At 68.0% G+C, this 22,483-nt stretch carries 23 protein-coding genes, 2 pseudogenes and 1 riboswitch; of the genes and pseudogenes, 14 read left to right on the top strand and 11 right to left on the bottom strand.

Annotation, left to right across the window (positions count from 1 at the left end):
• Nucleotides 1-3 precede the first annotated feature (3 nt).
• Nucleotides 4-1,575 (top strand): phytoene desaturase family protein, encoded by a 1,572-nt coding sequence (locus ACQI5H_RS15395; RefSeq protein WP_427080215.1) that lies wholly within the window; start codon nt 4-6, stop codon nt 1,573-1,575.
• On the opposite strand, the gene ACQI5H_RS15390 is transcribed toward ACQI5H_RS15395, so the two are convergent.
• Together ACQI5H_RS15390 and pdxH are read right to left on the bottom strand one after the other, a co-directional pair.
• Complete coding sequence (locus ACQI5H_RS15390; RefSeq protein ID WP_427080214.1) at nt 1,576-2,871, bottom strand: citrate synthase; 1,296 nt, start codon at nt 2,869-2,871, stop codon at nt 1,576-1,578. It lies immediately after the preceding gene.
• Between the two features lie 176 nt (nt 2,872-3,047).
• On the bottom strand, nt 3,048-3,707 hold the full coding sequence (gene pdxH, locus ACQI5H_RS15385) for a pyridoxamine 5'-phosphate oxidase (RefSeq protein WP_427080213.1): 660 nt from the start codon (nt 3,705-3,707) through the stop codon (nt 3,048-3,050).
• A gap of 71 nt (nt 3,708-3,778) precedes the next feature.
• On the opposite strand from pdxH, the gene ACQI5H_RS15380 reads away from it, so the two are divergent.
• Nucleotides 3,779-4,900, top strand: a complete 1,122-nt coding sequence (locus tag ACQI5H_RS15380) for a citrate synthase 2 (RefSeq protein WP_076119278.1) — start codon at nt 3,779-3,781, stop codon at nt 4,898-4,900.
• A 126-nt stretch (nt 4,901-5,026) separates the two neighbouring features.
• The gene (locus ACQI5H_RS15375; protein WP_427080212.1) at nt 5,027-5,482 is read left to right on the top strand and encodes a VOC family protein; all 456 of its coding nucleotides are present in this window, start codon (nt 5,027-5,029) and stop codon (nt 5,480-5,482) included.
• Here the strand turns inward: ACQI5H_RS15375 and ACQI5H_RS15370 are convergent.
• Both ACQI5H_RS15370 and ACQI5H_RS15365 read right to left on the bottom strand, forming a co-directional pair.
• On the bottom strand, nt 5,479-7,179 hold the full coding sequence (locus tag ACQI5H_RS15370) for an FAD-dependent oxidoreductase (protein ID WP_427080211.1): 1,701 nt from the start codon (nt 7,177-7,179) through the stop codon (nt 5,479-5,481). The two genes, ACQI5H_RS15375 and ACQI5H_RS15370, sit on opposite strands and share 4 nt — an antisense overlap.
• A gap of 16 nt (nt 7,180-7,195) precedes the next feature.
• Nucleotides 7,196-8,221 (bottom strand): AurF N-oxygenase family protein, encoded by a 1,026-nt coding sequence (locus ACQI5H_RS15365; protein ID WP_427080210.1) that lies wholly within the window; start codon nt 8,219-8,221, stop codon nt 7,196-7,198.
• A gap of 199 nt (nt 8,222-8,420) precedes the next feature.
• Between ACQI5H_RS15365 and serC the strand changes: the two genes are divergently transcribed.
• Nucleotides 8,421-9,539: a phosphoserine transaminase gene (serC, locus tag ACQI5H_RS15360; RefSeq protein ID WP_427080209.1), complete on the top strand. Its 1,119-nt coding sequence runs from the start codon at nt 8,421-8,423 to the stop codon at nt 9,537-9,539.
• A gap of 122 nt (nt 9,540-9,661) precedes the next feature.
• Nucleotides 9,662-10,441 carry a septation protein SepH gene (gene sepH, locus ACQI5H_RS15355; protein ID WP_427080208.1) on the top strand — a complete coding sequence of 260 codons (780 nt, stop codon included), beginning with the start codon at nt 9,662-9,664 and terminating at the stop codon, nt 10,439-10,441.
• Here the strand turns inward: sepH and ACQI5H_RS15350 are convergent, their stop codons facing one another.
• Genes ACQI5H_RS15350 through ACQI5H_RS15340 form a run of 3 tightly spaced genes read right to left on the bottom strand, consistent with a single transcriptional unit; the run spans nt 10,442 to nt 11,969 of the window.
• The gene (locus tag ACQI5H_RS15350; protein ID WP_076057895.1) at nt 10,442-10,720 is read right to left on the bottom strand and encodes a DUF2537 domain-containing protein; all 279 of its coding nucleotides are present in this window, start codon (nt 10,718-10,720) and stop codon (nt 10,442-10,444) included.
• Complete coding sequence (locus tag ACQI5H_RS15345) at nt 10,717-11,541, bottom strand: TrmH family RNA methyltransferase (protein WP_427080207.1); 825 nt, start codon at nt 11,539-11,541, stop codon at nt 10,717-10,719. Before ACQI5H_RS15345 ends, ACQI5H_RS15350 begins: the two co-directional genes overlap by 4 nt.
• Complete coding sequence (locus tag ACQI5H_RS15340) at nt 11,538-11,969, bottom strand: MarR family transcriptional regulator (RefSeq protein WP_076057897.1); 432 nt, start codon at nt 11,967-11,969, stop codon at nt 11,538-11,540. The genes ACQI5H_RS15345 and ACQI5H_RS15340 overlap by 4 nt, the downstream gene beginning before the upstream one ends.
• A gap of 78 nt (nt 11,970-12,047) precedes the next feature.
• On the opposite strand from ACQI5H_RS15340, the gene ACQI5H_RS15335 reads away from it, so the two are divergent.
• On the top strand, nt 12,048-12,353 hold the full coding sequence (locus tag ACQI5H_RS15335; RefSeq protein WP_427080206.1) for a DUF2530 domain-containing protein: 306 nt from the start codon (nt 12,048-12,050) through the stop codon (nt 12,351-12,353).
• 9 nt (nt 12,354-12,362) lie between these two features.
• On the top strand, nt 12,363-12,818 hold the full coding sequence (locus ACQI5H_RS15330) for an SRPBCC family protein (RefSeq protein WP_076057898.1): 456 nt from the start codon (nt 12,363-12,365) through the stop codon (nt 12,816-12,818).
• Here ACQI5H_RS15330 and ACQI5H_RS15325 read toward each other — a convergent pair.
• Entirely contained in the window at nt 12,815-13,696 is an 882-nt protein-coding gene (locus ACQI5H_RS15325) for a DUF3027 domain-containing protein (RefSeq protein WP_427080205.1), read from the bottom strand. The two genes, ACQI5H_RS15330 and ACQI5H_RS15325, sit on opposite strands and share 4 nt — an antisense overlap.
• Nucleotides 13,697-13,813: 117 nt before the next feature.
• On the opposite strand from ACQI5H_RS15325, the gene ACQI5H_RS15320 reads away from it, so the two are divergent.
• Both ACQI5H_RS15320 and ACQI5H_RS15315 read left to right on the top strand, forming a co-directional pair.
• Nucleotides 13,814-15,472: an MFS transporter gene (locus ACQI5H_RS15320; protein WP_427080319.1), complete on the top strand. Its 1,659-nt coding sequence runs from the start codon at nt 13,814-13,816 to the stop codon at nt 15,470-15,472.
• Nucleotides 15,469-15,957, top strand: a complete 489-nt coding sequence (locus ACQI5H_RS15315; RefSeq protein ID WP_427080204.1) for a DUF2771 domain-containing protein — start codon at nt 15,469-15,471, stop codon at nt 15,955-15,957. Before ACQI5H_RS15320 ends, ACQI5H_RS15315 begins: the two co-directional genes overlap by 4 nt.
• Before the next feature lie 105 nt (nt 15,958-16,062).
• Here the strand turns inward: ACQI5H_RS15315 and ACQI5H_RS15310 are convergent, their stop codons facing one another.
• The 3 genes from ACQI5H_RS15310 to ACQI5H_RS15300 all read right to left on the bottom strand — a co-directional run bounded on the left by ACQI5H_RS15310 (nt 16,063) and on the right by ACQI5H_RS15300 (nt 19,532).
• A complete protein-coding gene (locus ACQI5H_RS15310; protein ID WP_427080203.1) occupies nt 16,063-17,067 on the bottom strand; it encodes a glutathione S-transferase family protein in 1,005 nt (334 codons plus the stop codon).
• Between the two features lie 17 nt (nt 17,068-17,084).
• Nucleotides 17,085-19,040, bottom strand: a complete 1,956-nt coding sequence (locus ACQI5H_RS15305) for an acyl-CoA dehydrogenase family protein (RefSeq protein WP_427080202.1) — start codon at nt 19,038-19,040, stop codon at nt 17,085-17,087.
• A gap of 84 nt (nt 19,041-19,124) precedes the next feature.
• Nucleotides 19,125-19,532 (bottom strand): cold-shock protein, encoded by a 408-nt coding sequence (locus tag ACQI5H_RS15300; protein WP_076057904.1) that lies wholly within the window; start codon nt 19,530-19,532, stop codon nt 19,125-19,127.
• Nucleotides 19,533-19,695: 163 nt separating this feature from the next.
• On the opposite strand from ACQI5H_RS15300, the gene ACQI5H_RS15295 reads away from it, so the two are divergent.
• The 5 genes and pseudogenes from ACQI5H_RS15295 to ACQI5H_RS15275 form a co-directional block, all read left to right on the top strand.
• Nucleotides 19,696-20,097 carry a YccF domain-containing protein gene (locus tag ACQI5H_RS15295; protein WP_427080201.1) on the top strand — a complete coding sequence of 134 codons (402 nt, stop codon included), beginning with the start codon at nt 19,696-19,698 and terminating at the stop codon, nt 20,095-20,097.
• Nucleotides 20,094-21,173: a GTP 3',8-cyclase MoaA gene (gene moaA / locus ACQI5H_RS15290; RefSeq protein WP_427080200.1), complete on the top strand. Its 1,080-nt coding sequence runs from the start codon at nt 20,094-20,096 to the stop codon at nt 21,171-21,173. Before ACQI5H_RS15295 ends, moaA begins: the two co-directional genes overlap by 4 nt.
• Complete coding sequence (locus tag ACQI5H_RS15285; protein ID WP_427080199.1) at nt 21,166-21,444, top strand: MoaD/ThiS family protein; 279 nt, start codon at nt 21,166-21,168, stop codon at nt 21,442-21,444. Before moaA ends, ACQI5H_RS15285 begins: the two co-directional genes overlap by 8 nt.
• A gap of 205 nt (nt 21,445-21,649) precedes the next feature.
• Nucleotides 21,650-21,855, top strand: a riboswitch (cyclic di-AMP (ydaO/yuaA leader).
• A gap of 12 nt (nt 21,856-21,867) precedes the next feature.
• A pseudogene (locus ACQI5H_RS15280) lies at nt 21,868-22,377 on the top strand (transglycosylase family protein); the annotation flags it as partial.
• Nucleotides 22,374-22,483: pseudogene (locus tag ACQI5H_RS15275) on the top strand (hypothetical protein); the annotation flags it as partial. The pseudogenes ACQI5H_RS15280 and ACQI5H_RS15275, both read left to right, overlap by 4 nt.

Below are 22,483 nucleotides of genomic sequence, written 5' to 3'. Positions count from 1 at the left end.
AATATGGCGGTCGACGGCATCCGGGATTGCGACGTTGTCGTGGTCGGCGGCGGCCACAATGGCCTGGTCGCGGCCGGCTACCTGGCCCGGGCGGGCCTTCGGGTACGCGTGCTGGAGCGGCTAGGACACGTCGGCGGAGCCGCGGTCTCGGCGCAGCCGTTCGACGGCGTCGACGTCCGGCTCTCGCGCTATGCGTACCTGGTCAGCCTGCTGCCACCGCGGATCCTCGACGACCTGGGCGCCGCGGCGCCCCTGGCCCGGAGGCGATTCTCGTCTTACACGCCCGACCCCGGCACCGGTGGCCGCACCGGGCTACTGGTTGGGCGTCCCGACACGTTCGCAGCGATCGGCGCCGCCGACGACGAGGACGGTTTCACGGCGTTCTACCGGCGTTGCCGACTGATCACCGAAGGGCTGTGGCCGACGCTGCTGGAACCGCTGCGCACCCGAGAACAGGCCCGCCGGCATGTCCTCGACGGCGGCGATCCGGACGCGGCGTCGGCGTGGCGGGCCATCGTCGACGAGCCGATCGGACGCGCCATCGCCGGCGCGGTGCGCAACGACCTGGTTCGCGGCGTGATCGCGACCGACGCGCTGATCGGCACCTTCGCCCGTCTCGAGGAGCCGTCGCTGGCCCAGAACGTCTGCTTCCTGTATCACGTGCTCGGCGGCGGCACCGGAGACTGGAACGTCCCGATCGGCGGGATGGGCTCGGTGACCACGGCCCTGGCCGCGGCGGCCGTCCGTCACGGTGCCGAAATCACCACCGGCGCAGACGTTTTCGCCGTCGATCCGGACGGTATGGTGCGCTATCGCAGCGGCGACGAAGAGCACACTATCCGTGGCCGGTTCGTTCTGGCGGGCGTGACGCCGACGGTGTTGGCGGGCCTGCTCGGGGAACGCCTGGCCAGCCCCGCCCAGGGCGCGCAGGTCAAGGTGAACATGGTGCTGCGGCGGTTGCCGCGGTTGCGCGATGACCGCGTCAACGCCGAACAAGCGTTCTCCGGGACCTTTCACGTCAACGAGACGTGGACGCAACTGGATACGGCGTATTCGCGCGCGGCCTCCGGACACCTACCGGATCCATTGCCCTGCGAGGCCTACTGCCACTCGCTGACCGACCCGAGCATCCTGCCGGCCGGGCTGCGTGATTCGGGCGCTCAGACGATGACGGTGTTCGGCCTGCACACCCCACATTCGCTATTCGACGGCACCTACTCCGGGGCACTGCGTGACCGGCTGACGGATTCGGTGCTGGCGTCGCTGAATTCCGTTCTGGCGGAACCGATTCAGGATGTGCTGATGAGCGACGCGCATGGGCGGCCGTGCATCGAGACGACGACCACCCTGGACTTACACCGCAAACTGGGGATGACCGCGGGCAACATCTTCCACGGCGGACTGTCTTGGCCGTTCGCGGACGACGACGACGCGTTGGACATCCCGGCGCGGCAATGGGGCGTCGCCACGGCGCACGAGCGAATCATGTTGTGCGGGTCGGGCGCGCGCCGCGGCGGAGCGGTATCGGGCATCGCGGGACACAACGCCGCGATGGCGGTGCTGGCTTCGGTGTGACTAACGCTGCTCGATCGTGGCGTAGTCGCGTTCGGTGTACCCGGTGTAAATCTGGCGCGGGCGGCCGATTTTGCTGTCGCCCTCGTCGTGCATCTCGCGCCAGTGCGCGATCCACCCGGGCAGCCGGCCCAACGCGAACAGGACGGTGAACATGCGGGTGGGGAAACCGAGTGCCCGGTAGATCAGGCCGGTGTAGAAGTCGACGTTGGGGTACAGCTTGCGCTCGATGAAGTAGTCGTCGGTGAGCGCCTTCTCCTCGAGCTCCTTGGCGATGCTCAGCAGGTCGTCGTCGCCGCCGAGTTTCGACAGGATCTTGTCGGCCTGCTCCTTGACGATCCGGGCGCGGGGGTCGTAGTTCTTGTAGACGCGGTGACCGAAGCCCATCAATTTGACCCCGGCCTCGCGGTTCTTCACCTTGCGGACGAATTCGCTCACGTCGTCGTCGCTCTCGCGGATCTCCTCCAGCATCTCGAGCACCGCCTGGTTGGCGCCGCCGTGCAGCGGGCCCCAGAGCGCGTTGATGCCGCCGGAGATCGAGGTGAACAGGTTGGCCCGCGACGAGCCGACCAGCCGAACCGTCGACGTCGAACAGTTCTGTTCGTGGTCGGCGTGCAGGATGAACAACATGTCCAGTGCCCGCACGATCTCGGGATCGGCGCGATACGGCTCGGCCGGCAACCCGAAGGTCATCCACAGGAAGTTCTCCACCAGCGACAGCGAATTGTCCGGGTAGAGGAACGGCTGTCCGACCGACTTCTTGTAGGCGTACGCGGCGATGGTGGGCAGCTTCGCAAGCAGACGAATCGTGGACAGCTCGACTTGCCCGTTGTCCATCGGATCCAGCGAATCCGGATAGTAGGAGCTCAATGCGTTCACCACGCTGGACAACACCGGCATCGGGTGGGCGTTGGGCGGGAAGCCGTCGAAGAACCGCTTGAGGTCCTCGTGCAACATGGTGTGCCGCTGGATCTTGGTGGTGAACTCGGCCAGCTGGTCCTTGTCCGGTAGCTCGCCGTAGATCAGCAGGTAGCTGACCTCGATGAAGGTCGACTTCTCTGCGAGCTGCTCAATGGGGTAACCGCGGTAGCGCAGGATCCCGGCGTCGCCGTCGATATAGGTGATGGAGCTCTTGCAGGCGGCGGTGTTGACGAACCCGTTGTCAAACGTGGTGTGGCCGGTCTTGGACAACAGCGAGCCCAGCGCGATGCCGTCAGCTCCCTCGGTGGCGCGGACGACCTCTAGGTCGATCTCGCCTCCCGGATATTTGAGAGTTGCGGTGTCGTCGGTGTCGGCCACGAGAACCCCTTTGCGCTCTGGCTGGTATGGCTGCCCTGACTAGGTGCTTACAGCTGAAGGTAGTCGTTATCGTGGCGGGGCGCCTGCCCGGGGTGGGTCTCGACGATCTTCCTTAGGCAATCATCAGGCGGCCCGTCACAAAGGCCGCCACATGGCCCGGCCGCTGCTCACGCCGGTCAGGGCTGGAGGCGCTCGACCTGCGAGCCGATGACCCGGATCCGGTTGTGCACCCGGTTTTCCCGGCCCTGCCAGAACTCCACCACTTCGGGTGCGATGACGTACCCGCCCCAGCCCGGTGGCACCGGGATGCGCTCGTCGCCGGCGAAGCGCACGGTCACCTCGGCCAGCTGGTCGAGCAGCGCCGCGCGCGACGCGATCGGTTGCGACTGGTGTGACGCCCACGCGCCCAGCTGCGAGCCGCGCGGCCGTTTGGACCAGTACTCCGCGGTGATCCGCGGGTCGACCTTGGTCACCGCCCCGCGGACGTGCACCTGTCGCCCCAGGAGATACCAGGGGAAGGTCGCCGACGCGTACGGCGTCGCCATGAGCTCGATGCCTTTGGCTGAGTCATAGTTCGTGAAGAATGTGATCCCGGTCTCGTCCACGCCCTTGCACAGCACCGACCGGCTCATCGGCCTACCCTCGGCGACCGTGGCCAGCACGAATGCATTGGGTTCGGGCACTCCGAAGTGTTCGGCATCGTCAATCCACTTGCGCAGCAACGCAAGCCAGCCGTCGTGGAGCCAGTCCGCATCAAGGTCGGGGCCGCCGTCCCGCTCGATCGACCCGTACTCGACGCGCATTCGTTGCAGGTGGTCGTCGTCTGGTCCTGCCATCGCGCCAACGCTACCGGCGCTTGCTACCGGCCGGTAGCGTCCGCCCGGAAGCGGGGTGCGAGAATTTTCCTATGACTGTGGTCCCGGAAGATTTCGTCCCTGGCCTCAACGGTGTCGTCGCGTTCACCACCGAGATCGCCGAGCCGGATAAAGACGGCGGCGCGTTGCGCTATCGCGGCGTCGATATCGAGGATCTGGTGAGCCAGCGGGTCACCTTCGGCGAGGTGTGGGGCCTGCTGGTGGATGGTGAGTTCGGCCGCGGACTGCCTCCGGCCGAGCCGTTCCCACTGCCGATCCATACCGGCGACGTCCGCGTCGACGTGCAGGCGGGCCTGGCGATGCTGGCGCCGATCTGGGGGTACAAGCCCTTGCTGGACGTCGACGACGCCACCGCCCGCACGCAACTGGCCCGGGCGTCGGTGATGGCGCTGTCTTATGTCGCGCAGTCGGCGCGCGGAATCTATCAGCCCGCGGTGCCGCAGCGAGTCATCGACGAATGCTCCACGGTGACAGCACGTTTCATGACCCGCTGGCAGGGCGAGCCCGATCCCCGGCACGTCGAGGCCATCGACGCCTATTGGGTGTCCGCGGCCGAGCACGGCATGAACGCCTCGACGTTCACGGCGCGAGTGATTGCCTCGACCGGCGCCGACGTCGCGGCGGCCCTGTCCGGGGCGATCGGGGCGATGAGCGGTCCGCTGCACGGCGGGGCGCCGGCCCGGGTGCTGCCGATGCTCGAAGAGGTCGAGCGCACCGGTGACGCCCGCGGCCTGGTCAAGGGAATCCTGGACCGCGGCGACAAGCTGATGGGATTCGGGCACCGGGTTTACCGCGCCGAAGACCCCCGGGCGCGGGTGCTGCGGGCGGCCTCGGAACGGCTGGGTGCGCCGCGCTACGAGGTGGCGGTCGCGCTCGAGCAGGCCGCGCTGGCCGAGCTGCGCGAGCGGCGCCCCGACCACCCGATCGAGACCAACGTCGAGTTCTGGGCCGCGGTGATCCTGGACTTCGCCCAGGTGCCGGCCCACATGATGCCGGCGATGTTCACCTGCGGCCGCACCGCCGGATGGTGTGCGCACATTCTCGAGCAGAAGCGGCTGGGCAAGCTGGTTCGCCCGTCGGCGATCTATGTGGGGCCGGGACCGCGCAGCCCGGAGTCCGTGCAGGGCTGGGACCGGGTTCTGACCACGGCCTGAGGCGCTTGTCGGTGCCCGGCGTTTAAATGGCGATCGCCGCGATGAGTTTGCGTCGCGGGCGCAGTCAATAACCGTGAGCAGTCCCCGCCAGGGGCTGCCCACGAGACCGACAGCAAGGAGGCCGCCATGGCAATCAATATCGAACCCGCAGTTTCCCCACACCTCGTCGTCGGCGACGCCGCAGCGGCGATCGACTTCTACGTCAAGGCTTTTGGTGCCGTTGAGCTGGGCCGAGTGCCCCGCCCCGACGGCAAATTGGTCCACGCCGCACTGCGCATCAACGGCTCGCTGGTGATGCTCAACGACGACTTCCCGGAAGTGTGCGGTGGCAAGTCGATGACGCCGAAGTCACTCGGCGGCACGCCGGTCACCATCCATCTGACGGTCACCGACGTCGACGCCAAGTTCCAGCAGGCGCTGGACGCGGGCGCCACCGTGGTGACGCCGTTGGAGGACCAGTTCTGGGGCGACCGCTACGGCATGGTCGAGGACCCGTTCGGGCATCACTGGTCGTTGGGTCAGCCGGTGCGCGAGGTCAGCCCCGAGGACATTCAAGCGGCGATGTCCGGGCAAGCCGGCTAGACGCCGCGCAGCCGGGCCAGCAGCCGGCGTCGCCTCGGCGGCGCCGGCGGGGCCGTGGCCGCCGCGGCGAGCATATCGGCGATGTCGGTGAACTTGACGCGCGGTCGACTCTCGTCGCTGCCGCGGGCGATCTCCGCGGCGTCGATGGCGCCCCACCCCGCGGAGCCGACGGCGTCGGGCTGGCGGGCACGCACCAGCAGGTCCAGCGCGTCTGGCTTGGCGAGCGGGTCGGCCAGCCTGCCGGCGTTGAAGTCTGCGACCAGCGCGTGCACGGTCTGCAGGGAGCAGGACTTGTTGGTGCCGATGAAGCCGGTCGGTCCGCGCTTGATCCATCCCGCGACGTACGCGCCGGGCACCGGGCCACCGGAGGCGGGATCGACGACGCGGCCGCCCTCGTTCGGCACAACCGCCGCGGACTCGTCGAACGGAAGATCGCGAATCGGCTTGCCGCGGTAGCCGATCGACGTGAGCACGAGGCCCGCGTCCAGCCGGCGCACCTCATCGGTGCCGGTGACCGAGAACTCGACACCGGTGGCGCGTTGCTGGCCTAACACGCGCCGGGGTGTGAGCTGGTAGGCCAGCCGGACTCGTGGGCGCCGCGTGTCCGCACGCGGCGCGGAAGCATCGCCGAGCTTGCTCACGATCTCCAGCTTGTTCCGGGTCAACATGTCCGAGGCGGACGCGAGATCGCTTGCCACCAACCGGTGATCGCCCGGATCGAGCACGACCTCGGAGGCGCCGGTGAGCCCGATCAGTTCGGGCAGCGTGAACGCGGAATGCGCCGGGCCGCGGCGCGCGGCGATCACCGCCTCGCGGACCGCGGAGCCGCGCAATGCCTCCAGCGCATGATCGGAGATGTCGGTGCGGGCCAAGTCGTCCGGGTCCGCCGTGAGCACACGGGCCACATCGAGGGCGACGTTGCCGTTGCCGATGATCACCACCCGCTCGTGACTGAGATCGACTGGCAGATCGGTGAAGTCGGGATGTCCGTTGATCCATGCGACCAATTGGGTGGCGGTTCCCGTGCCCGGCAGCCCCATCCCGTCGATGTCCAGGCGGCGGTCGTCGGGCGCACCGACCGCGTACAGCACGGCGTGATGGTGGGCCAGCAGGTCGGCGTGGCTCAGGTGCTTGCCGATCTCGACATGGAGATAGAAGCGGAAGTGGCGATGCCGGGTGACCCGGTCGAAGAGCTGAGTGACTTTCTTGGTGTTCTGATGATCGGGCGCCACCCCCGCACGAACCAGCCCGTAGGGCGTGGGCAGCTTCTCAAAGACGTTGACGCGCACGCCATGTTGGGTGAGCAGCTCGTCGGCGGCATACATCGCCGCGGGCCCGGACCCGACAATCGCGACGGTCAGCGGGTGACGGCGGGCACGCACCTCGGCGGCCGGGATCACCGGCGCCAGCTTCGAGGTCGGTGGCAGCTTCTCGCCCGCGGGCCGCGGCGGGTAGAACGACGAGTTGATCTCGACGAACGGCAGCTGCTCGGGTTCCAGCCGGGTGTCGGGCGCGATCGCGCCCACCGGGCAGGCGCTCACGCAGGCGCCGCAGTCCACGCAGGCCACCGGATCGATGTAGAGCATCTCCGAGGTCGCGAACCCGGGCTCGTCCGGTGTCGGGTGAATGCAGTTCACCGGGCACGCAAAGACACAGGACCCGTCGTTACAGCACGACTGGGTAATAACGTGCGGCATAGAACTCCTGGAACCGCTAGGCGGCCGGCGCCGCGGCCAGGTGCTGGCGTTGCGGTTCGCTGCGGTAGCGCGACGGCTTGCCGTTGATCTTGCACAGGCGCCACATGAGCCGCGCCGAGCGGGTTTCCATCAACCCGGTGTCGTTGGCCAGCATCCGGACGTCGGCGAACATGTCGCTCAACCACTTTCGCGAATCCGGCGACCGGAAGAACAGCTCCTTCTTGACCTCGCGCGGAATGTCGAACTCGCGCCAGAACGCCCTGGGCGGCACGGTGATCGCCTGGCACAGCACCCGCATAGTCAGCGGGTAGTACAGCGAGACCCAGAACCGCTGTCGTTTACTCAACTGCGGCAACCGCTTTCGCAGGAACTCATGAGCGAAGGAGATGTGCCGGGCCTCCTCGGCCACGTGGATCGCCATCACCCGCTCCATGATCGGGTGCAGCGACTTGCCTTCGCGCAGAACGTTTTTCTGAGTGTGGTCGATGGGCTCCTCGCCGGCCAGCACACCGATGAAGAACGCCACCGGCAGCGGGCCGGCGACCAGCGGAATCAGGGGCGAGATCCAGCGCAGCATCCGCGGCATCCCCGGGACGTCGGCGCCGACGCGGTTCACCATCTCCTGGAACATCATGGTGTGGTTGCACTCTTCAACCGACTCGTGCAGGCAGTACCGATATTCCGGTGACCCGTTGGGCACCCAGAACGTGTAGTTCATCAGTCCGCGGATCAGGATGGACTCGAAGTGCAACCCCACCTTGGCCACGTTGGCCTGGCGCCACATTCCGATCTTGATCTTGCGCTCGTCGGACTGGGCTTGATACCAGGGATGCCGGCCCAGGGGGTCGGTCTTCGGCAGGATCCAGCGGGGGTCGTTGTCCGTGACCGCGAATTCCGGTGAGTCCCAATCGATATCGGTATACGGGTTGAAGTTTCGCCGCACCGACCCTTCGGACAGCGTGGCAAGCATGTTTACGTAGTCGACGTCGTCGCGGACTTCCATGTTGCGGCGCCAACGCCGGACCATTCGCGTCCTGGCCATATCCAAGCCCTCCCCAACGAGGTTTACATTTGGACGTGCTGTGTCTAGACAGTACCGCGGGTACCGGGAATGTTCCAGAGCCCGCGGAGCAGTGTGGGCTGACCAGTGGTCAGGCGAATCGTGTGTCCTGGCTCACAGCACGAGCCGGCGGCCGGGCCGCCGCACCACCCGTCCGGCGGCGCTTACTACGCTGGCTGACATGGCTGACGAGCTCCAGATTCCCGCTGACCTCAAACCCCGCGACGGCCGCTTCGGATCGGGTCCGTCGAAGGTCCGACCCGAGCAATTGCAGGCGCTGAGCACCACCGCGGCCGCGTTGTTCGGCACCTCGCACCGGCAGGCGCCGGTCAAGAATCTGGTGGGGCGGGTCCGGTCGGGGCTCTCCGAGCTTTTCTCGGTGCCCGACGGTTACGAGGTCATCCTGGGCAACGGCGGTGCGACGGCATTCTGGGATTCGGCGGCCTTCGGGCTGATCGACAAGCGCTCGCTGCACCTTTCCTATGGCGAGTTCAGCTCGAAGTTCGCCTCCGCCGTCGTCAAGAACCCGTTCATCGGCGAACCCATCATCGACAAGGCGGATCCCGGCAGCGCACCGGAGCCGCGGAGCGACCCGTCGGTCGACGTGATCGCGTGGGCGCACAACGAGACCTCGACCGGGGTCTCGGTGCCGGTCCAACGCCCGGCCGATTCGGGCGAAGCGTTGGTCGTCATCGACGCGACCTCGGGCGCCGGCGGCCTGCCGGTCGATATCACCGAAGCCGACGCGTACTACTTCGCGCCGCAGAAGAACTTCGCCAGCGACGGCGGCCTGTGGCTGGCGATCATGAGCCCAGCCGCGCTGGGCCGGGTCGAGTCCATCGCCGCGTCCGGTCGCTGGGTGCCCGACTTCCTGTCCCTGCCGATCGCGGTGGAGAACAGCCTGAAAAACCAGACGTATAACACCCCGGCAATCGGCACCCTGGCGCTGCTGGCCGAACAGCTCGACTGGATGTTGGGCAACGGCGGGCTGGATTGGGCGGTCAAGCGCACGGCCGACTCGTCGCAGCGGCTGTACACCTGGGCGCAGGAGCGGCCGTACACGACGCCGTTCGTCGCCGATCCCGGCCTGCGTTCCCAGGTGGTGGGCACGATCGACTTCGACGACGACGTCGACGCCGCCGCGGTCGCATCGATTCTGCGGGCCAACGGCATCGTCGACACCGAGCCCTACCGCAAACTCGGCCGCAACCAGCTAAGGGTCGCGATGTTCCCCGCGGTCGAGCCCGACGACGTCAGCGCTCTGACCCAGTGCGTCGACTGGGTGGTCGAACGGCTTTAACCCGCCGGCAATCCGCACGCAACCGCCCAGCGTGTCAGCACAGGTGATGGGCGTCGGCTGGACTAGAGTGCGCACGTGACGGGTCCGTCGCTGACCTGCACGGAGCCTGCGAGGAGAACACCATGCGGGAACTCAAAATGGTTAGGCTCGATGCCGACAGCAAATACATCGTCTGCGAGAGCGATGATCCCGCAGAGGAGTTCAGGCTGGCGATCGACGACCGATTGCGGGCCGCGCTGAACGGCGAGGCCGCGCAGCCGGAGCAACCGCACCTCGAGATCGACGTCACCAACATGCTGAGCCCCAAAGAAATTCAGGCCAAGATCCGAGCGGGCGCGTCCGTCGAGCAAGTGGCCGCGGCGTCGGGTTCCGACATCGCGCGGATCCGCCGCTTCGCCCACCCGGTGTTGCTGGAGCGTTTTCGCGCGGCGGAGCTGGCAACGGCCGCACATCCGATGCTCGACGACGGGCCCGCGGTGCTCACCCTGCTGGAGACCGTCAGCGCCGCGCTGGTGACGCGGGGGCTCGACCACGAGAAGCTCAGCTGGGACGCCTGGCGCAACGAAGACAACCGGTGGACGGTGCAGCTCGCGTGGAAGGCCGGCCGCTCCGACAACAACGCACACTTTTGCTTCACGCCCGGCGCTCACGGCGGCACGGTCACCGCGATCGACGACGCGGCCAGTGAGCTGATCGACCCGAACTTCGAGCGTCCCCTGCGGCCGGTGGCGCCGGTGGCCCACGTCGACTTCGACGAGCCGGCGAAGCCGTCGGTCGCGACGCCGGTGAAGCCGGCCGTAGCCACGCCGCAGGAGCAGCCGGTGCACACGCGACGCGGCAAGCCGGTCATTCCCGCGTGGGAGGACGTGCTGCTCGGGGTGCGCTCGGGCGGGCAGCGCTAGCTACGAGACGGCCAGCGCGAGCAGCGTCAGCCACGCGCCCGTCACACCTACGCCTGCACCCAACACGAACCAGCGCAGCACCGGGGTGCGTCGCCATCCCCACAACGTCGGCGCCAGTCCGCCGGCCGCCACGACGTTGAGCCCGACGGCCAACAACGGATGTACTCGCACCAGCCCGAGGCTGAGCACGACGATCGCGACCGCGGTAACCGCCGCGACAAACCCGGCCACCGTCAAACCCGTTGCCCACGGCACAGACTGGGAGCGCTGGTCGCTCACGGGCCGAGCCTAACCCGTTCGTAGAACGCCAAAGCGGCCGCGGTCGCGACGTTGAGCGAGTCGGTGCCCCGCGACATCGGAATGCGTACCCGCACATCGCTCAATCGCAGCGTGGCCGGCGTCAACCCCGGCCCCTCGGCGCCAACCAACACCGCGACCCGTTCGTCGCGCGCCGCGGCCATCGCCTCGGCCAGCGCGCAGGCCTGGCCGTCCGGAGTCATCGCCAGCAGACGAAATCCCTTGTCCCTCAGCGTCATCAGGTCACCGGGCCAGTCGGTCGCCCGCGCGTACGGCACCAACAGCGCATGACCCATCGACACCCGGACCGCGCGGCGATACAGCGGATCGGCGCAGCCGCTGCCGAAGACCACCGCGTCCACGCCCAGCCCCGCCGCGTTACGAAAGATCGAGCCCAGGTTCTCGTGGTCGTTGACGCCCTCGAGCACCGCGACCGTGCGGGCACCGTCGACGACCTGCGCGACCCTGGGCTCGGGCACCCTCCTCGCGGCGGCCAGGACACCGCGATTGAGGTGAAAGCCGACCACACGCGCCATGACTTCGGCGGAGGCCCGGTAGAACGGCGCCGGGGCGTCGGCGAGGTCCGCTTTGAGCTCGGCCAGCCGACGGTCCGTGCCGAGCAGAGCGTGCGGGGTGAACCGCGACACCAGCATGCGCTGCACGACCAGTACGCCTTCCGCGATCACCAACGCTTTCCCGGTGGGCAGATCGGGACGGCGGTCGACGCTGTTCAGGTCGCGGAAATCGTCGAGTCGCGGATCGTCGGGATCGTCGACGTCCTGGACATTCGGGCCGTCGCTCACGGGCTTTCGTCGACCAGGGCCAACATCAGATCGGCGGCCTCGCGCAAAGTGGCGCGCTTGTCGCTGTCGAGCGTCGCCAGCCGCTCCGCCAGCCACTCCTGGCGGGCGCGCCGGGCCGCCTTGACCAATTCGGCGCCGGACTCCGACACCGACACCAGCACTTGTCGGCCGTCGACGGGATGCGGGGCGCGGTCAACGAAGCCCTCGTCGGCCAGCGAGGCGATCACCCGGGTCATCGACGGCGGGCGGACCCGTTCCCGAATCGCGAGGGCGCCTGGCGTCATCGGGCCCTCATTGGCCAGCGTCGCGAGCGCCGAAAGCTGCGACAGCGACACCGGCGACGACGGATTCCGGAAGCGTAGTTGGCGGGCCAGCCGCATGACGGCCAGCGACAAGTCACTGGCCAGCCGCGCATCGCTGTCAGGCATGGCGCGAGGTTACATCGGAAGCAGATAACTAGGAACACGAACGCGCCCTACGCCGGAGCGCAGGCTATGTTGGGCGTGATGTCTGTCGCACCCGGCGAAAGAGCACCCGGCGAGACCGGACCTGGCGAAAACCCCGAAGCGCCGGCCCTGCCGCCGATGCTGCTCCAGGTCTGGCCCGTCGTGGTCGTGGGCTTCCTGGGCTGGCTCGCCGCCGCGGCGGCCGCCTTCGTCGTACCGGCGCTTGAGGGTTGGCGACCGGTGACGCTCGCCGGGCTGGGCACCGGGTTGCTCGGTAGCAGCATCGTCGTGTTGCAGGTCGCCGCCGCCCGCCGCGGCGACCGTGGCGCGCAAACCGGACTCGAAAATTATCTCGACCCCAAATAGGGAGGTGCAGTGGTAGCCCCGCTACTTCAGGCGCAGGTCGACATCGACGCGCCGGCTTCGAAAGTCTGGGCGTTGATCTCCGACTTTCGGCGGATGCCCGAGTGGAGCCCGCAGTGTCGGTGGATGAAGCCCTTCGGCCCGCTGCGCCCCGGAACCCGCACGCTCAACCTGAACCGCCGTAACCGCCTGTTCTGGACCACCACATGCACCGTCGTCGAGGTGGTACCGGAGAAGAAGCTGGCGTTCCGGGTCAACACCAATCGCACGATCTGGAGCTACGAGCTCGAGCCGAGCGGCCAGGGCACCCGGGTCATCGAGAGCCGGCACGCCGAAAACGGCGTCAGCGCGTTCTCGAACGTCTCGGTGAAAACGCTCTTCGGCGGCACGTCGAACTTCGAACGTGAGTTGGTCGAGGGCATGAACGCGTCGCTGGCGAACATCAAAGCCGCCGCCGAGAAAAGCTAGTCCGACGGCTCCGCGGGGGGCTCCTCCGACGATTCCGCCGTCGGCCCCTCCGAGGGTTCCGGCGCGGGCTCTTCCGTCGGTTCCGGCGCCGGCTGCTCCGCGGGCTTGTCCATGACGTCGAGCACGCCGTCGTCGTACGGCTCATACATCGGCGATCCGGTGCCCGCGGCGGCGGGCGTATCGGAATGCGCGCCGCAGCCGTACTGCTTGTCGACGATATGCCCGTCGGCGGACAACTCGTTGCCGCACACCCCGAACATCGCGCCGAGCGATCCCGCCAGCGGCAGGAAGAAACCGCAGTCGCGGCACACGCGTTTGGTGGATCGCGCCATCGGCGAATCGGGGCCGAAGTCCCCGGTGTGCCATCGTTCGGCGGCCCCGGCGCGGCCCCAGGCGCTCATCACCCAGCGGCGGCCCAGCCCGACTTCGGCGGCGGTCTCGTCGACCTGCGGATCGCCACTGGCCGCGTAGCCGGGCACCAGCCGCGGGTCGTCGGCCGCCGGTGCCAGCAGGTCCCCGGGGCTCAGATCCCCGGGCCGCACCCGCTGATCCCACGGCACCCAGTCGGGCGCTAGGAGCGCCGTCGGCCCAGGCACCAGCACCACTTCGCTGATCGTCGCGTGATCGGCGCCCGGATAAGCCGCGACGACGGCGGCCCACTGCCATCCCTGGTAGCCGGGCAGGTGGGCCAGGAACCGGTGCGTGGCGGCGCTGGGATCTTCGTAGCTGACGCCCAGGTAATCCCCGACGGCCTCCGCGCCAGCGAACTCCACAACGGCCGCCCGGGCCGCGTCGACCGCACCCGTGAGCACCGCCGCCAACCCGGCCGGCCACTCGGCCTCGGTTGCCACGGCGGATTCCCCGATGGATCCGGTCACGCTGTCCCCTCTCTGCACTGCGCCTCCAATACTAGGTTGGCGAGCCACGCCCGGTTGCCTGCCGGGATAGGACAGAATTGATCTGTGTCTGGACGGCGGCGCGACGATCCCGCCCGGGTGGCCTCCCACCCGGGCCGCCGGACGCGCAACGGATCGGTCAACCAGCACCCCGGCATGGCCAATTACCCCGCCGACGACCCCGACTACCGGCGGGCTCGCCGCTCGCCGCCCACGCCCAGCGCCAACCGCTATCTCCCACCGCTGGGCCAGCAGCCCGAACCGGACCGCCCGCCGATCCCCCCGCGTGGGCCCGCCTCCGGCGAACGGATCACCGTCACCCGCGCGGCGGCCCAGCGAAGCCGCGAGATGGGTTCCCGCATGTACTGGATGGTCCAGCGGGCGGCCACCGCCGACGGCGCCGACAAGTCCGGCCTCACGGCGCTGACGTGGCCCGTGGTGGCGAACTTCGCGGTCGACTCCGCGATGGCCGTCGCATTGGCCAACACGCTGTTCTTCGCGGCGGCCAGCGGGGAGAGCAAGTCGAAAGTTGCTCTGTACCTGTTGATCACGATCGCGCCGTTCGCGGTCATCGCCCCACTGATCGGCCCGGCGCTGGACCGGTTGCAGCACGGCCGCCGCGTCGCGCTGGCTCTGTCCTTCGCGCTCCGCACGGCCTTGGCGGTGGTGCTGATCATGAACTACGACGGCGCCACCGGCAGCTTCCCGTCGATGGTGCTCTATCCCTGCGCGCTGGCCATGATGGTTTTCTCGAAATCGTTCAGCGTGCTGCGCAGCGCCGTGACGCCCAGGGTGATGCCGCCGAGCATCGACCTGGTGCGGGTCAACTCGCGGCTCACCGTCTTCGGGCTACTGGGCGGCACCATCGCCGGCGGCGCCATCGCGGGCGGCGTCGAGTTCGTCTGCACCCACCTGTTCAAGCTGCCCGGGGCGTTGTTCGTGGTGGTCGCGGTCACGGTCGCCGGCGCCTTGCTGTCGATGCGGATTCCGCGCTGGGTCGAAGTGACCGCGGGCGAGGTCCCCGCCACCCTGAGCTATCGCAAGGACAGCAATCCGCTCCGGCGAAGCTGGCCCGAAGAAGTCAAGAAGGTCGGCGGGACACTGCGACAACCGTTGGGCCGCAACATCATCACCTCGCTGTGGGGAAATTGCACCATCAAGGTGATGGTCGGCTTCCTGTTCCTGTATCCGGCGTTCGTCGCCAAGGCGCACCAAGCCGACGGCTGGGCCCAGCTCGCCATGCTGGGGATGATCGGGGCCGCGGCCGCGATCGGCAACTTCGCCGGCAACTTCACCAGCGCACGGCTGAAATTGGGCAGGCCGGCCGTGCTGGTGGTGCGCTGCACGGTGGCGGTGTGCGCGGTCGCCCTGGCCGCAGCCGTGGCGGGCAACCTGCTGGTGGCCGTGATAGCCACCCTGGTCACCTCCGGTTCCAGCGCGATCGCGAAGGCGTCCCTGGACGCGTCGTTGCAACACGACCTGCCCGAGGAGTCGCGGGCATCGGGGTTCGGACGGTCCGAGTCGACGCTGCAGCTGGCCTGGGTGCTGGGCGGCGCGCTCGGCGTCATGATCTACACCGAATTGTGGGTCGGCTTCACCGCGGTCAGCGCCCTGCTCATTCTGGGGCTGGCGCAGACCGTCGTCAGCTTCCGCGGCAACTCGTTGATTCCCGGCCTCGGTGGTAATCGGCCGGTCATGGTCGAGCAGGAGAGCATGCATCGCGGCCACGCCCGGCGCCCGGCGGCGGTGCCGGAGTGAAACGCCGTGTGGCCGTGCTGCTTACGGCCGTGGTGGCTCTGCTGGCCGTGGGCGCCGGGGTGGGAACCTGGCTACTCGTGCGCCGGCCCGGCCCGCAGCCACCCGAGATCAGTGTGTATTCGCACGGCCACCTGACCCGGGTGGGGCCGTACCTGTACTGCAACGTGCTCAACCTCGATGACTGCCAGACGCCACAAGCGCAAGGCGAATTGAAGGTCACCGAACGCTATCCGGTGCAGCTCTCGGTGCCCGAAGCCATTTCGCGGGCACCGTGGCGGCTGCTGCAGGTATACGAGGATCCCGCCAACACCGCCACCACCATGTTTCGCCCGGGGACTCGGCTCGCGGTCACCATTCCGACGGTCGACCCGCATCGCGGGCGATTGACCGGGATCGTGGTGCAGCTACTGACTTTGGTGGTCGATCCCTCCGGCGAGCTCCGCGACGCCCCACACGCGGAATGGTCAGTGCGCCTGGTTTCTTAACGCTGCGGGCGTTGAGTGTGCGCTCAGGGCGGCCTCCATCGGCGTGTCGCCGCCGTGGGCTCACACTCAAGGCCGTGAGTGCACACTCGACGTCCGGCGAAGGGGTTACGCGCCGTGACCGGCCGGGACCCGCTCGGCCTCGAGCGGCGCCCCGGGAGGCGTCCCGTCTCCGAAAGGCCTGCCTCCCAACGCTTCCCGGCCGTGTGGACTCAGCCAGCCGGCCAGATCCGGGCCCTCGGGAACGATCCTGGTGGGATTGATGTCCGCGTGCACGATGTAGTAGTGCTGCTTGATTTGGACGAAGTCTATGGTGTCGCCGAAACCGGGCGTCTGGAACAGGTCGCGCGCGTAGGCCCACAACACCGGCATCTCGGACAGTTTGCTTCGATTGCACTTGAAGTGGCCATGGTAGACGGGATCGAAGCGAGCCAGCGTGGTGAACAGCCGCACGTCCGCCTCGGTGATGGTGTCGCCCACCAGGTATCGCTGCGCGCTCAGGCGATCGCTCACCCAATCCAATGCGGTGAACAGTCGGTCATAGGCGGCATCGTAGGCCTGCTGCGACCCGGCGAAGCCGCAGCGGTAGACGCCGTTGTTGATCTCGGTGTAGATCCTCTTGCTCACCTCGTCGATCTCGGCCCGCAGCGGCTCGGGGTAAAGCTGCGGCGCGCCCTCGCGATGGTAGGCGGTCCACTCCGTGGAGAAGTCCAGCGTTATCTGCGCGAAATCGTTGGTGACCACCGCGCCGGTCGGAACGTCGACGATCGCCGGGACGGTGATGCCCTTGGGGTAGTCGGGGAACCGCTTGAAGTAGGCGTCTTGTAGCCGCGGGATCTTCAGCACCGGGTCGACGCCGCCAGGGTCGAGGTCGAAAGTCCAGCTGCGCTCGTCGTGGGTGGGACCGCAAAAACCAATGGAGAGAACGCCTTCCAGGCCCAGCAGCCGCCGCACAATGATCGTGCGGTTGGCCCACGGGCAGGCGCGGGCAACCACAAGCCGATACCGTCCCGGCTCTACGGGATAGCCGTCGCGTCCGTCGGCGGTGACGCGGGTGGTGATGTAGTTGGTGTCGCGGGTGAATTCACCCGCCCCGGCAACGTAGGTGGCCATGACAACGACTGCGCCTCCTATAGATTTGCCTCCGTCGGCGCGGCGGACACCGTCAGAAACCGCCGAGCCAGGTTGGTTTCGGTCGACTCGCCCGGTTCCCAGTGCGCGATCCACGGCCCGGTGCCCTCCGACTGGTCGACGATCCCCTCTTCGAGCCAGGTGTAGCGGCCCTCCATGACGTCGTGGGTCAGCTGGACGTCGGTGCTGTCCGTGTTGCTCCACAGCTCGTGGAACAGCGCCTCGACGCGCAGGGTCGCCTGCTCGCAGAACGTCGCGGCCAGCTCGTAGGCCTGCTTGCCGACGGTCGGGTCGGCGGCGCGCTGGCCCTCGGCGCGCACGCACACCGCGGACATCGCGAACAGCTCGGCACCGATATCGACTATGCGGCCGAGGAATCCCTGCCGTTGCTCGAGCTTGGCCTGCCACCTGGCCATCCCGTAGAAGGTGTTGCGGGCCAGCTTGCGGGTGGAGCGTTCGACGAACCGCAGGTGTGACGCCAGCGGGCCGAACTCGCTGTAGGCCTTCGGTCGCTGACCTTCGCCAAAGACGAGCTGCGGCAACCACTTTGCGTAGAACCCGCTCGCGCCGACCGCCGCGGCGGCCTTCTGCTTCAGCCCGGCGTCGGCCTTGGCGAGGTCGCCGGCGGCGCTCAAATGGGCATCGACCGCTTCGCGGGCGATGAGCAGCCTCATGATCTCGCTGGAGCCTTCGAAGATGCGATTGATCCGCAGGTCCCGCGCCACCTGCTCGACGGGCACCGCGCGCTCGCCGCGCGCGGCCAGCGACTCCGCGGTCTCATAGCCCCGCCCACCCCGGATCTGCAAAACCTCGTCAACAATCAAGCAGGCCATCTCGCTGGCCCACAATTTGGCCAACGCCGCCTCGATGCGGATGTCGTTGCGGCCCTCGTCGGCCATCTGCGAAGACAGCTCGAGTACCGCGTCAAGCGCGTAGCACGTCGCGGCGACGAACGAGATCTTGCTGGCCACCGCTTCGTGTTTGGCGAGCGGCTTGCCCCACTGCACACGCTCCCCGGACCATTCGCGCGCGATCTTCAGCGCCCACTTGGCCGACCCCGTCGCGCTCGCGGGCAGCGACAGCCGTCCGGCGTTGAGTGTGGTCAGCGCGATCTTGAGCCCGTCGCCTTCGCGGCCGATCAGATTTTCGCTGGGCACCCGGACTCCGTGCAGCCGGGTCACGCCGTTCTCGATGCCGCGCAGCCCCATGAACTTGTTGCGGCGCTCCACGGTGATCCCGGGGGCATCGGCCTCCACCACGAAGGCGCTGATCCCCCCGCGGTGTCCGTCGCTCTTGGGCACGCGGGCCATGACCACCAGCAGTTCGGCGACCACGCCGTTGGTGGTCCACAACTTCACGCCCTCGAGTTCGTAAGCCTTGCCGTCTTCAATCGGCGTGGCCGTCGACGCGAGGCGTGCCGGGTCCGAGCCCACATCGGGTTCGGTGAGAAGAAATGCCGAGATGGCCCCAGCGGCGCAGCGCGGCAAGAACTTCCGCTTCTGCTCGTCGGTCCCGGCGAGCTTCAGCGGCTCGGGTACCCCGATCGACTGATGGGCCGACAACAGCGCGCCAAGACTGGGATGGACGCTCGAAATCATCATCAGCGCGCGGTTGTAGGCGACTTGCGACATGCCCAGGCCGCCGTATTCGGACGGTATTTTCATGCCGAAGCAGCCCAATTCGGCCAGGCCCTTCACGTATTCATCGGGAATCTGCGCGTCGCGCTCGACGACGCTGCCATCAACGGTGTCCAGAAATTGCCGCAGCTTGTCGAGAAACGCGCGGATGCGCTCCTCGTCGGCGTCGGACGGTTTGGGAAATGGGTGGATGAGCTCCAACGGAAAACGGCCGAGGAACAACTCTTTCGCGAACGACGGTTTATCCCAACCAGTTTCGCGGGATTCCTCGGCGAGAGCTCTCGCCTGCTCCTCGGTGACCTGCGCCTGCTGTGCCATCGCAGCCTCCTCGCTCAATTGTCGCGAGTTGAATACCCACTCTGGGACATTACTCACGAAGGAAGCCGGCGCACAGCGTCGGATTTAGGCGTCGAGCTCCCGCGCGACCGCCTTGACCACCTCGGAGACCCGACGGGCCGTCTTGCGGTCCGGGTAGCGCCCCTTGCGCAACTCCGGCTGCACAGTGCTCTCCAGCAGCGTGATCATGTCCTCGACCATGCCGTGCAGCTCGTCGGGGCTGTGCTTGTGCTCGGCGGGCCCCTCGCGCCGCGGCCTGGACAGGCTGGGGGGCGGATCGATCAGCTTGAGGCTCAACGCTTGCGGTCCCCGGCGGCCCGACGCCACACCGAATTCCACCCGCTGCCCGGCTTTGAGGCCCTCGACACCCGCGGGCAACGCCGACGAGCGGACGTAGACGTCCTCGCCGTCCTCCTGCGACAGGAAGCCAAACCCCTTGTCGGCGTCGTACCACTTCACCTTGCCGGTCGGCACTCGTCTCACCTGCTTGTCTAACGGATAACTAGGAATGGACAACACAAGAAGCGCCCCGCCTGTGCAGGACGCGATGCGGATTCAGATCCTACTCGGGTGGCCGCCCGCCCAGCACCCCCATTTAGGGGTTACTCGGTAGGCTGGGAGGACCGCTGGAGGAGATATGCGCCTGATCCTGAACATTATCTGGCTTGTATTCGGCGGCCTCTGGATGGCCGCCGGATACTTGGTGGCGGCGCTGATCAGTTTTCTGCTCATCATCACCATCCCCTTCGGCTTCGCCTCGCTGCGGATCGCGTCCTATGCGTTGTGGCCATTCGGCCGGACGATCGTCGAAAAGCCGACCGCCGGCACGGGCGCCCTCATCGGAAACGTCATCTGGATATTGCTGTTCGGATTGTGGCTTGCGATCGGTCATCTGGTGAGCGCGGTGGCCATGGCGATCACCGTCATCGGCCTTCCGCTGGCGCTGGCCAACCTGAAGTTGATCCCGGTGTCGCTGATGCCGCTGGGCAAGGAAATCGTTCCGGTCGACGCGCCGGCCGTAGGACGGGTGGCCGCATGACCCTCACCGCACTCGGCGTCCCGACGGTGCCCGGCAGCAATGCGGGCCGGACGCACGGCGACGCGCCAACCGATGGCCCGCTGCTGGACATGTACGGCAGGGCCGCCACCGACCTGCGCGTGTCGCTGACCGATCGCTGCAACCTGCGCTGCAGCTATTGCATGCCCGCCGAGGGGCTGGACTGGCTGCCCGGGGAGCAACTGCTGCGGGCCGACGAGCTGACCCGACTGATGCGCATCGCGGTGACCCGCCTCGGCATCACCAGCGTGCGGTTCACCGGCGGCGAGCCGCTGTTGGCCCGCCACCTCGAAGAGGTGGTCGCCGCCGCGGCCGGCCTGCGGCCGCGACCGGAGATCTCGCTGACCACCAACGGTGTCGGACTGGCACGCCGCGCCGCGGCGCTTGTCGAAGCGGGACTGGACCGGGTCAACATCTCTCTGGACACCGTGCACCGCGCCCGCTTCGCGGCCATCACCCGCCGGGACCGGCTCGGTGACGTGCTCGACGGCTTGGCCGCCGCGAAGGCAGCGGGTCTGGCGCCCGTGAAGGTGAACGCCGTGCTCGATCCCGCCACTGGGCGGGAGGACGTGGTCGAGGTGCTGCGGTTCTGCCTCGAGCACGGCTACCAACTGCGGGTCATCGAGCAGATGCCGCTGGACGCCGGGCACCAGTGGAGCCGGGAGGCCGCGCTGACGGCCGACGACGTGCTGGCGGCGCTGCGCCCGCACTTTCGGCTGCGGCCGGATCCCGCGCCCCGTGGCTCGGCGCCGGCCGAGCTCTGGCTAGTGGACACGGGCCCGAACACGCCGGCCGGAAAGTTCGGCGTCATCGCGTCGGTCTCGCACGCCTTCTGCTCGACGTGTGATCGCACCCGCCTGACGGCCGACGGCCAGATTCGCAGCTGCTTGTTCGCGGCCGAGGAGACCGACCTTCGCGGCCTGTTGCGTGGCGGCGCGCCCGACGACGCGATCGAGGCGGCCTGGCGTACCGCGATGTGGGGAAAGCCCGCCGGCCACGGCATCAACGACCCCAACTTCATCCAGCCCGATCGGCCGATGAGTTCGATCGGTGGCTGAACTTCCCGTCGAACCGGACGGAATCAAGGTCACGGTTCGCTACTTCGCCGCCGCGCGCGCCGCCGCCGGGGCCGACTCGGAGTCGGTGATCCTGCGGCCGGGCACCACGGTGGCCGAATTGGTTGAACGACTGGCGGTCCCGGGTAGTCGTCTGGCCAAGGTGCTGACTCGATGCTCGTATTTGTGCGACGGAATAGCCGTTCGCGACGAGACCAAGGCGTTGCGATCGGGTGACACGATCGACGTGCTGCCGCCGTTCGCCGGCGGCTGACAGTGTGAAACGCGTCACATAACGGATTGATAACGGCGCGGACACGCTCCGATCTCGGGCGCTCTGACCTGCGCCAGCGCGCGGAGTTCCTGGCGGTTTTCCCGATGACGGTGAGAGAAACGCCCGGTTTCGCGAGACGTGACGAGACCAACAGAACCCGCTAGCGTCTCCGGAGGCTCGCCAAGTTACCGGTGGCGTTCCTCCCCTCCCTATCGCGCCGAGCTCCATCCAATAGGGCGGGGAATCCGTACCTGGATGGAGGCGGGGGACCCACCGGTCCACCGTGATCGGACTGGAGTCGCATGCGGCTCCTTGGGGTGAAGCCGATGTCGTCGGCAGGACGACGTCGGCCGGGTAGCCTCTCCAACCCGAACCCGACAGCTGACCTCGCAGGCGCGAACGAGAGAGGAAATTTCGGCGCGCATGAGTGGACGGCACCGTAAGCCCACTAGTTCCAACATCAGCGTCGCCAAGATCGCCTTCACGGGGGCGGTACTTGGTGGCGGCAGCATCGCCCTGGCCGGTCAGGCCGCAGCGGCCACCGACGGCGAATGGGATCAAGTAGCCCGTTGCGAGTCCGGTGGCAACTGGGGAATCAACACCGGCAACGGCTTCTACGGCGGTGTGCAATTCACCGCGGCCACTTGGGCTTCGCACGGCGGCGGCGAGTACGCCCCCTCGGCCCAGTTGGCCACCAAGGATCAGCAGATCGCGGTCGCTGAGCGGGTACTGGCCACCCAAGGCCGTGGCGCCTGGCCCGTGTGCGGTGGTCCGCTGTCGGGCCCGACGCCGCGCGAGGCTCCCGCGCCCGTCCCGGCCGGCCTGGATCTGCCCTGGCTCAACGGCGGGCCGCTGGCACCACCGCCGTGGCTGGCGCCGCCGCCACCGCCGGACGCTCCCCCGCCGGCAGACGCGCCTCCCCCGGATGCGCCGCTTCTCGGCGGCTGTTGCCGTCCGAAGACGATGCGGTCGCGTCCTGCGCGCCAGGCGCGCGTTCCGAATTCGATTTGCTGGCGGCCGCCGCGGCCGACGCGTTTGG

It is taken from the genome of Mycobacterium heidelbergense (genome assembly GCF_050205645.1).
Lineage (GTDB): Bacteria > Actinomycetota > Actinomycetes > Mycobacteriales > Mycobacteriaceae > Mycobacterium > Mycobacterium heidelbergense_A.
Note: the sequence above shows the minus strand (reverse complement) of the source record. Positions and strands in the feature narration are given on the sequence as shown.